Below are 11565 nucleotides of genomic sequence, written 5' to 3' on the forward strand. Positions count from 1 at the left end.
ATTTATATTTTATGAGATTCCCCAAATCTAACAAAATTATAAGCTTCTATTTAATTGTTTTTAGTAGTCTCTCTGTTTTTGGACAAGATGGATTATTAAAGGTTAATGATAGCACGCTGTCATGTACTTTTGATAACAAAGCACTAAATAGACTTGTAAAAAATGATAGTCTTTACAAAGCAACGTTGCTTCTTAATGATGCGATTAGTTTTTCTGGAAAATATAATTTAAAATCCACGCAAGCCAAAGCTTATTATTCTTTAGGCAAGGTCTTAACCAAAATGTCTAATTATAAAAATGCTGAAAGTTATCACTTAAAAGCTTATGACATTTATCAATCTATCAATGACAGTTTAGGCGAAAATCTTGTTTTATCTGGTTTAGTTAACACGTATTTATCTTCTAAAAACTATAGCAAATTTGATAGTATTTATCCAAAAGCCCAGCAAGTTTCTAAGCGCTTAAATACCGAGCTATACTTTGTGAATTTAGACTTTTTAATTAAAAAAAGTTATTATTCTAGGCTAAATGATGAGCTTTTAGAGCAAACAGAGTTTGCAATTGACGCTATTAAAAACATTGATTTTGATAGTCTAAATTTTTCAGAAGATAAAGAAAAGGAAGGTCTAAAAAACAAACTATTATACTCATACAAGTTTAATAATGCTATTGCACATGTAAAATCTTCGGCATATAAAGCCGAAAGCTATAAGCGATTATTTTCCATTGACGAAGAAAAACTAAAACTAGCGTTTGAAGATGATTTTGACGCGTTTCGTAAACTCGGAACTTTTAATTATTACAAATACCTTTATTACTCGGATGTTAAAAAGAATTTAGATTCAGCCAATTTATTCCTTTTAAAATCTGATTCTTACAAATACAATGCATTAGGCGACTTTGAAAAAAGAAATGCTAGAAATGGTGAACTCATCTACAAAATTATAAACACACAACAAAAGTTAGATCTCGCCAATGAGATAAGGAAAAAAGATGCAAAGACCTCTAAGGCCATGCTTATTATCGCCATATTTACAACGTTTTTACTAATTATAACCTTAGCAATATTTTATTTCTATATTAAAGCTAAAAGAAACAGCCAGGCAGTTAATGAAGCACTTAAAGCATCTAATGAAAAATTAGTTGCTATTGATAAAGATAGACAAGAATTCTTTTCGATTTTAAGTCACGAATTACGCACACCTGTATACGGAATTACAGGATTAGCAACACTTGTAGAACAAGAAACAGATAAAAACAAACAGCAATCTTATTTAGAGTCTTTAATATCTTCTAGCAACTACTTATCTATACTTGTAGATAATATATTACAAGCCAACCGCTTAAGATTTGAAGAGAAAAATCTTAGACTAAAGCCAGATAAAATAGAAAACATTATTAATCATGTTATTAGTACAATTAAAGTTTCTGCTAAAGATAAAGGGCTTAAATTAATTACTCATATTGATCCCTCTAATGAAAATGAGCATATTTTAATTGATAAAGTAGCTTTTAGTCAAATACTAATTAATCTTGTTTATAATGCTATTAGGTATACGCAAAAGGGACAGGTTAGTATAAATGTATTTGAAAAAGCACGAAGCGAAAAAGATGTGACATTAAAATTTGAAGTTAATGATACTGGCATTGGCATAAAGGAAGAACATAGAGAAATAGTTTTTAATGCTTTTGAAAACAAGACCTTTCTACACAAAAATAGTAGTGGTTCTGGTCTCGGCCTATCAATCGTTAAGACATTGCTTAAAAGCCATAATTCTGATATAGATTTTGTCTCAGAATCTGGTAAAGGCAGTTCCTTTTTCTTTGAAATAAAATTTAATATTGCTCTCTCATTAAAACTTAAAAAACCTATTGCCATTGATTCAAATTTAAACAACATGCATGTTTTAATCGTTGATGACAATAAGATTAACTTGTTAATCACGAAAAAAAATATTGAAAAAATTAATGGCTATACATGCGAAACAACATCCAATGGCCGTTTAGCCATTTCAATGGTAAGAGCTAGAGCATTTGACCTAATTTTAATGGATATTAACATGCCGGGAATGGACGGTTTTGAAGTAACAAAACACATAAGAATGTTTAATTCTAAAATTCCAATATTAGCTTTAACGGCACTGAATTCTAATGAAATTTCATTAAAAGCTAAAGAAATTGGCATCAACCAAATCATTACTAAGCCATATATTTTCGATGATTTTAAGGCAATAATACTATCGCATAATAATGGTAACGAAAATTATTATAAACAACCTATGGCTGTAGAAACAATGTAAGCTCCTGTCCAAGCATTCTGAAAATTAAAACCACCTGTAACGGCATCTACATTTATCACTTCACCTGCAAAGTATAAATTAGGAATACGTTTGCTTTCAAAGGTTTTAAAATTCACCTCTTTTAGGTCTACACCACCAGCTGTAACAAACTCTTCTTTAAAAGTACTTTTCCCTGTAACTTGGAAAATAGCTTGTGTTAATTGATGCGATAAATTTTCTAATTGTTGTTTATTAATATCTGCCCAACGTTCTGTTTCGTTAATGTTAGAGGCAACAACTAATTGTTTCCAGAGGCGTTTTGGCAAATCGAATTGTGCAGAATTTAAAACTGTTTTCTTAGCTAAGTCTTGTTTAAAATCTTTTAGTATCTCTAAACAATCTTCAAATTCTTGGCGAATAAAATTAATTTCAATTTCAAAATTATAATTGAGTTTTGCTAAATCAACAGCACCAAAGGCAGAAAGTTTTAAAATGGCTGGCGCACTCATACCTACGTGTGTGATTAATAAAGGACCTTCTGAAACTAAATTAGTACCCAATACCTTTACTACAACATCTTTTGCTACCACACCAGGAACATCCTTAATGCGTTTATCCTTTATATCAAACGTAAAAAGTGATGGCACAGGCTTTACAATGGTATGTCCTAAATCTTCTAATACGCTCCACATTTTAGGATTACTCCCTGTGGCAACAACTAACTTATCACATTCAATAATACCTTGAGACGTGTCTATTAGAAAATCATTTTCTCTAGCATTAATAGATTTTACGGAGTGGTTATAAAGCACCTCAACATTGTGCTTTTTTGCTTCATTTAAAAAACAATCAATAATTGTTTGAGAAGAGTTTGACACCGGAAACATTCTACCATCATCTTCAATTTTTAACTGCACTCCTCGTTCTTCAAACCAAGCAATGGTATCACCTGTCATAAATGTATGAAACGGTCCTAATAACTCTTTTTCTCCTCTTGGATAGTTTAGAATTAATTCTGACGGGATAAATTCTGCATGTGTTACATTGCAACGACCTCCTCCAGAAATTTTCACTTTTTGTAGGCCTTCTTTACCACGCTCTAAAATAGCAATAGACAACTCAGGTTGCTTCTCGGCAATATTTATGGCTGCAAAAAAGCCTGCAGCTCCACCTCCAACAATTATAATATCTTTTCGTTTTTGCAATACTTTGATTTAAGAAGATTTTATGACTATTTTTTTGCTTTTACTTGCATCAATTCTTATTCTTAAGAAACAATAAAACTACAATGATATACTTTAAAAGACTAATATTTCTGTTTCTTATTACAAACTCTTGTCAATCTCATGGGCAATTAACAATTGAAGGTAGTATTAATAATAGTATAGACGAAGCTTCCGCTGCCGAAATTATTTCGCAATCTGACCTGATTTGGACTATACAAGATTCTGGCAATGATAGCGAATTATACGGACTAAATGAAAGAGGTAAAATTATAAGAAATATTAATATAACTAATGCAAGCAACATTGATTGGGAAGACTTAACATCTGATGAATTTGGCAACCTGTACATAGGTGATTTTGGTAATAATAACGGAAAACGAAAATACTTTAGAATATTAAAAGTCAATAACGAAGATTTAGGTAATAATACTGCCGAAGTAGAAACTATAGAGTTTACCGCACCCAAAGGGGTAAAATCAAAAGATTTTGAAGCTTTTTTTCTGTATAATAATTCCTTTTATATTATTAGTAAAGAAACTAAAAAGTTCATTGTATTAAAAGTACCAAATGAAATAGGAAAACATAAAGCTGTTGTTAAATCTGATTTTAATTTGAAAGGAAAAAATAATAAGATTACTTCAGCTGATATCAGTAAAGACGGCAAAACTATTGTTTTACTTAACCATGACAAATTATGGAAATTATCCGACTTTGATAGTGATGATTTTTTCTCTGGTGATATAACTGAAAAAAAGTTTGATCATAATTCGCAAAAGGAAGGTCTTTGTTTTAAATCTGATTCTACTATTATCATTACTGACGAACGTAATGGTAGCGAAGGAGGTAATATTTATAGTTTTTATTTAAAGTAATTATGATGTTATATTTTGGTAAGCTAAATCTAGCCGATTTAAATCTTCACTATTCTTTAAACTATTTGTAGCATCTTCGTAAAGATTGTCTATCTCCTTTTTTAAGCTATTCTTATAATCAACGCGAGCAAAAGTTTCTGATTTCAGCAATAACGACAGCATTTGCATCAATTTTTGAACAATAATATTATCGTGCTTACAATAGGTTCTGAGAGAACTCATTGTATTGTAAATTAAATCTTTAAAACTAAAAGCATTTATAGAAACATTGGCAATGCCTCTGTAATCATAAATAAAACTATTATCATTTTTTTTAATTCTTAATAAAAACAATTCAGTAATATAATCTATGGCATTTATAGCAGTGCCTGGATCATTTATACCTGGTGACATTGCCTTAACAGCGATTTCTGTTAATTGCTTAAATGCGAGGACGTAATTATCTTCAATAAGTTCACTTTGAGAGTAGTGAAATGAGGCTAATAGCTTTTCTTTAATTTCATCATTTATATCTCCATTATATTTAATAATTGGAGAACCCTTTAAATTATAAATTCCTTTCACAGGAATGATTTCAAATTTTAAATTTTCATCCTCAGCAATAGCTGCAATTGTATGAATAGATACATCCTGTATATATCCAGATTCGACAGAATTTAAAAAAGCCCATTTGTCTGTTTCAGGAAAATCAGTACTAATTTGATTTTGCTCCTCAATGAGATCAACAAGTCGTTTTTTAGCTGTATTAAAAATACGCCTCATTATATTATTAACCTGTATTTCTTGAGATATTGAATGAATAAAATATATAAAAGCACAAAGACATAAACTCATACCTAAAATACCTAACAACACTGAAAATCCTGGTAATTGATATTTATCTCCATCTTGTTCTATACTTACCAAAGTAAATATGCAATAAAATAGTGTTGAATTGTATATACCTAAAACAATCTGATGTCTACTATTAGAAATTAAACCCGGAAGTACTCTAGGCGAAAAATTGCTAGATGCTTGGTTGAGTAATATCATTACCATTGAAAAACTAAAGACCATTATTGATATTAAGCCCGCAATAAAAGTTGTAAGTAATGTTCGTGCTGTCTCTGTGTCATTCACAACTAAAAATGGCGCCTTTTCAACCAAATAGCCAGAAATTCCTTTGCTCTCAATATAAATCATAAGAAAAGCAAAGATTATACCAGCTAAACTAAGTAATGTTGGATAAAAGGCAATTCTGCTTTCTAATTTGTAGAAATATTCTAGTGTATTATGGTATAGTTTCTTCATTTAAATTGACTAAAAATTCAATCCAAAACCGAAAGAAAAACGCAATCCTTCCACACTATTAAATAAATTAAACGTCCCTGAAAGACTCTCAGCAGCAGTTACCCAAAATCCACCTCCATAATCGTTATGCCATTTATCCGAAAGATCATTTTTTAACCAAACTCTTCCTACATCAAATCCACCAAAAATTCCAATTTGAAGAGGCAATGTGCTAGTTTTAAACGAATTGAAGCTATAACGCACATCTGCACTACCTACTAATGAATTCTTTCCTGTAAAACGTTCTGTTCTAAAACCTCTTAATCCATTCTTACCTCCAATATTGGCAGCTTGATAAAATATTAGGTCGTCGCCAATTCTAAACTGACTTCTTAAATCTGTTTTTAAAACTAACTTTCTATTACGCGATAAAGTGTTATGAAACCCAATATTAGAATTTATATATCCATACGTATTTTCAGTGTCCTTAAATTCTGTTTTTGCGCCAACATTGAGTAAAAAAGTCATTCCACGAGTTGGATTAATCTTATCATCAAAACTGGCATACTTATACTCAGCTTCTATTGCACCAAAGATGCGTCTGCTGTAAAAATCTTCAAAAGAAGAAGCAAAATCCGTGATAAACCGATCTGGTGTTTCATCTATTTCAATAGCTTCAAAAATTGCTCTTACTCCAAAGTCACTACCGAAACTCCCTTTTTTGATAATGCCTGCTTTTGCCATGTAAATACTCGTTTTTACCCGATTGTAATCTAAATCTAGGTCGTCATCATTATTGACAGTTTCATTTCCGTAACCAAAAAAGTTATTTGTAAAGTTCTCTGATGTAAATAATCCTCCAACGTGTAAATTCCAATCATCTTTAATGTTTGCAAATTCACCATCATAAGCGAGCGAGAAACCGCTGGTTGCAAAAAAATAACCACCCTTAAAACGATGCTGTTGAGAAAATGGATTTCGTTGAAACCCATTTTTGGTTTTTACAAATTGTAAACCTAATGAAACACCATCATCTGGATTAAACCCAATTGCCGGAGTTATAACACTAGTATTAACTATGTTTTTTTGAAAATCGAAAAGATTAAGTTTATAAACATCTGTTAATCTAATGGTTCCTCCCTTATTCTCTTTTATAGTGTTCGGTTTACTCTCATGATCGTACACTTTAACTCTTCTACCAGATTTAATAATATAGGTGTCATTTTCTTGCCCACCGATTAACCTAGTAAAGATTAAATTATTTGCTTTACCTGTAACTTCAAAGACATCTTTATCATCCAATCCATAAATCCAAAGTTCTTTTGTAATGTCTTTATGAAACGTTTTATCGACAATTACTTCGCCTTTTTCACCATCTATTATCCTTGAAATTTTAACATGTGTTTCATTATTCCTTATTCTTTTAACCTCAATATAATCGTCTTTGTCTGTACCTGTTAGAATAACCAGTTCGTTTAAAAAATTATAATATCTATTTGCAATATTCTTAAGTTTAGCACGTCTTCCTTTAAGCTTACTCTTTATATCATCTAACGTTTCGTCTTGCACTTCTTTTGGAACTTTAGAAAAGGCCTTTTCTATAACATCGTCTGTAATATTTTCTTCTAAAAATTGTGCATGTTTTAACCAAGTTTCTAAACTAGATTGTTGTACCATAACTCTATCTAATTTTACACCTGCAGCATTCATCCATTCTAAATCTTTAAGCTCTTCGTCATAAACTTGCAATTGTTTTGTAGATCCTGAAATGATTCTCATTACATCTAATAAAGCTCCATCGAAATTAGAAAATACCTGATCTCTATCTCTCGGTATAGGACGAAACCATTTGTCTCCATTTTCTTGATCAAATTGAGCCCAACGCCATTGATCTTGGTGTCGATCCCAATCTCCAATAAGCATATCAAAAAGACGTGCTCTTACATAAGCATTCTCATCAATCTTATACTTCTCATCTTCACGAATTTTTTCAATTATATCGTGCGTACTTTCAATATCATCAGCAAATCCAAAATTTCTCTCTTCTGCATAATTTTCCTCAGGGCGTTCTTCTATCATGTAAAGTTCTCCGCCATAATCATTATTGTATTTTCCTAAATGTTTATGTTTTGGAATAAAGTAGATTTTTGGATTGGTATGATATATTTCCGCAGCATCAGACAAATCTGGTACAACTGTAAATGCATAAGGATGTGCAGCTGTATAAAAATCTTGTATTAAGCCTTCTATGGCTGTTTTCTCAAATTCATCTTGAATGTAAGTATCCTTAAACATTACTGTCTGAAGATATTGAGTAGCGCTCTTACGCAAGGCTCGCATATTTAGCTCTCTACCGTCTTTTGTTTTTAATCGTAGAGATCTCGTTTGGTGTCCACCACCAGCTCTTACAATCTCTAAACCACCATATAAAGTATCTAAAGTAGCAACTTTAGCTGTGATTTTTGTACTATATACCTCTCTGTAGTGGTCTCCCCAAACAGACTCAAAAAAACCAGAAACATCTGTCTCTTCTTTTTCATATACAGACGCTTTAATTTCTTGTGGAAAACTTTCTGGTAAATTAGAAACATCATATTCTTTTGTAGGCTCATATAATTCCTTGGTAAATAGTCGTTTTGCTTGTCCATTTTCTTCGCCGTAGACAGCCACCCAACTACTTCCGTCTTTGTATATTGTTATTTCTGCAAAACCTTGCTTTCCATATGAAAACAAGCCATTATTGCTTAATTGTGCTGCAGATTCTTTAGCTCCAGATCCCGAAACTATTTGTTTAACTCTTTCATTTTCGATATACTGAAGAGAATGCTCGTGCCCAGAAACAAAAACTAAGTTCTCTGACTCAAAAGCGAGCGTTTCTAAGCGCTTCATTAATTTATTATATCGCTCGTTATATCGATCTTGAATTGACACACCTCCCTGTGTTCTTATTTGTGCAATTAAAGATGCAAAAATTGGTACAGGTATTTTACTTTGAGTTGGATATAAATGTTTCTCAGCCGCATAATAACCTCCATGAACACCATTAGTGTACATAGGATGGTGCATTGCAAAAACAATAGTTTTATTTTGAGCTTTTTTAAGTTCTCCTTCTAATTCTTCAAAAAAACGATCTCTTGTTTTAATTTCGCATTCGTCATTTATTGTAGGGTTATCATTCCAATTCTCTAAATACCATTGTGTATCAATAGCAATTAATTGAATTGAATCACTAACGTCTATACTCTCTAAAGGGCATCCATTTTCTGGTTGAAACGTATTTTTCCCAAGAGCTTCTTCTATATATTTTTCCTGACGCTTTAAACCCTTTAATCCGTTTGCATACCAATCGTGATTACCCGGAATAAAAAGAACTTCTCCATCAAAATCTTTAACTGCTTTTATTTGACCATTTAATGCGTTTTCTGCATTTTTTCTACCTTTTTTATCTTTTTTAGGTAAACCTGCAGGATATATATTATCCCCGAGAAAAATCACATAATCATCCTTGGTTTTTATATTTGCTGTATGATTTTTAAATGCAGTTAACGCCTTAGACATCCCTCCTTCAGGAGATTTACCTGCATCACCAATGAGATAGAATTTTTTATTTATTTCTTTATCTGGTAAAACATTAGATTTATCAGCTTCATTTTTATACTGTACTTTATAAGTTGCACAAGCATTAAATAGAATTAAAAGAAATGTTAGGGTAATTATTTTGTAAGTGTTTTTCATACTACAATTTTGTGTGGCAAAGGTATTTAGATATTACCTTAAGTTTTAACTCTACTGCTAAAGAAATTAATCCATCTACATTTTTTCCCAAAGACTATCTGCAAAATAATGCTTGCAATCTAAAAAATTTGTAATCGGTTTAAAATGTGATGCTTTTGCTAAGTTACTAATTTCGTCTGGACTATATTTTTTAGAAAGCTCGGTCCATATTAATTCATTGTAATCGAACGTAATATGTTTATCTAAAGTTTTTATATAAACTGTTTGCTTTGTTAGGCTAATTATGTAACTCTTTACATCACCAGTAATAGGATTATAATGGCAATAAAAATCGAAATCATCAATTTTAAAATCGGCACCTAACTCTCTATTGATTCTCAATAACAAATTAAGGTTGAAACGTTTTGTTATACCATGCTTATCGTAATACGCATTATGTATTATAATCGGATTTTTTTTAAGATCAACACCTATTAAGAGTTTATCTCCGATCTTCATGTTTTTATGTATCAATCCCAATAAATCTATGGCCTCTTCCTTTTTATAATTTCCAATGTTGCCACCTAAAAACAATAACAAACTTGGGTAATCACTCTTACGATTCTCTTTTAAGATTTTAAAATAATCACCCACTTTTGGATGAATTTTTAAGCTTGGTAGTTTCTTTTTCAGCCTTGTAGATAGCATATCAATTGCCTCTTGAGATATATCAATTGGGATATAATGAAAGTCAACGTTATTACTAACCAAATATTCTAAAAGTTTAAAGGTTTTAAAACCATCACCAGCACCTAACTCTACAATATTAAAAGGTCCAATAAATTTTAAGGCCTCAATAATTTGTTTGGATTGCATTGATAGTATTTCAAACTCCGCATTTGTTGGGTAATATTCTGGCATATTCATTATTTCTTGAAATATGCGACTTCCATTGTCATCATAAAAATATTTAGATGACAAGTATTTATTGTTGGCAGTTAAGCCATTTAGCACATCTTGTGCAAAAGTATCTATCATCTATCTTGCTAGTCTAATTCCTGAAAATTGCCAACGCATATCTGCTTGAAAAAAATTACGATACGTTGATCTACTGTGTTTTTTGGCTGTAGCTACCGAAGCACCTCGTAATACTATTTGGTTCACCATAAATTTACCATTGTACTCCCCAAGTGCACCCTCTACTTTTGTGTAATTAGGGTATGGTAAGTAAGCGCTATTGGTCCATTCCCAAAGTTGCCCATAATTAAATTTATTTGATGAAACTTCCCACTCAAACTCAGTAGGTAGACGCATACCTTTCCACTGTGCATATGCAAAGGCTTCATAAAACGTCATATGACAAACCGGCAAATTTCCATTTACTTCAACAAAACCATTTAATGTATAATGCATCCATTTGCCATTAACCTTATGCCAATATAAAGGTCTTTTTAAATTGTTATTCTGAACAAACTCCCAGCCATCAGCATGCCATAAATTAAAATTTTGATATCCACCAGCTTCTATAAATTCTATAAACTCTGCATTAGTTACCAAACGGTTAGAAATCTCAAAATCATGCAAATAAACTTTATGTCTTCCTAATTCGTTATCAAAACAAAAATCATCTGCATTATGTCCGATATGATAAATTCCTTCTTCAATTTTTAAAAATTCTTGTTCCCTATTTTCGTACTGTAACTGTACGTTGTAATCTAAAACAGGAAATGAAGGTTGATTACCAAAAATGTATTTTATATCATAGATTAATAATTCTTGATGTTGCTGCTCATGATGCAACCCTATTTCTATAACATCTGAAATTTCATCAGAAATTCCTTCTTCAATAAACTCCGCGAGATGATTATTTACATATGTTCTATAACGCAGTACATCCTCTAAAGTTGGACGTGTCATATTCCCTCGATTTGCTCGTATTACACGTTCACCTACATTGTTGTAATAACTATTAAAATAATAGGCATAGTCATTATTAAATACGCTATAATTAGATTTATAGTTCGATAAAACAAATTGCTCAAAAAACCAAGTTGTGTGAGCCAAGTGCCATTTTGGAGGAGATACAAATACTGCTGGCTGTATGGAAACATCTTCGGGCTTTAGAGATTTACAAATTAACTCTGTTTGATGTCTAACTTCTAAAAAATGATTTCGGGTAATGGATTTAACTGTATTGGGTCGCAC

7 protein-coding genes are annotated in these 11565 nt (G+C 31.4%); 2 read left to right on the forward strand and 5 right to left on the reverse strand.

The window, feature by feature from the left end:
* Window positions 1-11: 11 nt before the first annotated feature.
* Complete coding sequence (locus tag H8K90_RS02905; protein WP_186844433.1) at window positions 12-2300, forward strand: response regulator; 2289 nt, start codon at window positions 12-14, stop codon at window positions 2298-2300.
* Here H8K90_RS02905 and H8K90_RS02910 read toward each other — a convergent pair.
* The gene (locus tag H8K90_RS02910) at window positions 2267-3484 is read right to left on the reverse strand and encodes a BaiN/RdsA family NAD(P)/FAD-dependent oxidoreductase (protein ID WP_186844434.1); all 1218 of its coding nucleotides are present in this window, start codon (window positions 3482-3484) and stop codon (window positions 2267-2269) included. The genes H8K90_RS02905 and H8K90_RS02910 overlap by 34 nt on opposite strands.
* 83 nt (window positions 3485-3567) lie before the next feature.
* On the opposite strand from H8K90_RS02910, the gene H8K90_RS02915 reads away from it, so the two are divergent.
* Entirely contained in the window at window positions 3568-4377 is an 810-nt protein-coding gene (locus H8K90_RS02915; protein WP_186844435.1) for a hypothetical protein, read from the forward strand.
* On the opposite strand, the gene H8K90_RS02920 is transcribed toward H8K90_RS02915, so the two are convergent.
* From H8K90_RS02920 to egtB, 4 genes are all read right to left on the reverse strand, one after another.
* The gene (locus tag H8K90_RS02920; protein WP_186844436.1) at window positions 4378-5667 is read right to left on the reverse strand and encodes a DUF2254 domain-containing protein; all 1290 of its coding nucleotides are present in this window, start codon (window positions 5665-5667) and stop codon (window positions 4378-4380) included.
* Between the two features lie 9 nt (window positions 5668-5676).
* Window positions 5677-9381 carry a metallophosphoesterase gene (locus H8K90_RS02925; protein ID WP_186844437.1) on the reverse strand — a complete coding sequence of 1235 codons (3705 nt, stop codon included), beginning with the start codon at window positions 9379-9381 and terminating at the stop codon, window positions 5677-5679.
* 75 nt (window positions 9382-9456) lie between these two features.
* Entirely contained in the window at window positions 9457-10398 is a 942-nt protein-coding gene (locus H8K90_RS02930; protein ID WP_186844438.1) for an L-histidine N(alpha)-methyltransferase, read from the reverse strand.
* Entirely contained in the window at window positions 10399-11565 is a 1167-nt protein-coding gene (gene egtB / locus H8K90_RS02935; protein ID WP_186844439.1) for an ergothioneine biosynthesis protein EgtB, read from the reverse strand.

It is taken from the genome of Winogradskyella echinorum (assembly GCF_014297365.1).
Lineage (GTDB): Bacteria > Bacteroidota > Bacteroidia > Flavobacteriales > Flavobacteriaceae > Winogradskyella > Winogradskyella echinorum.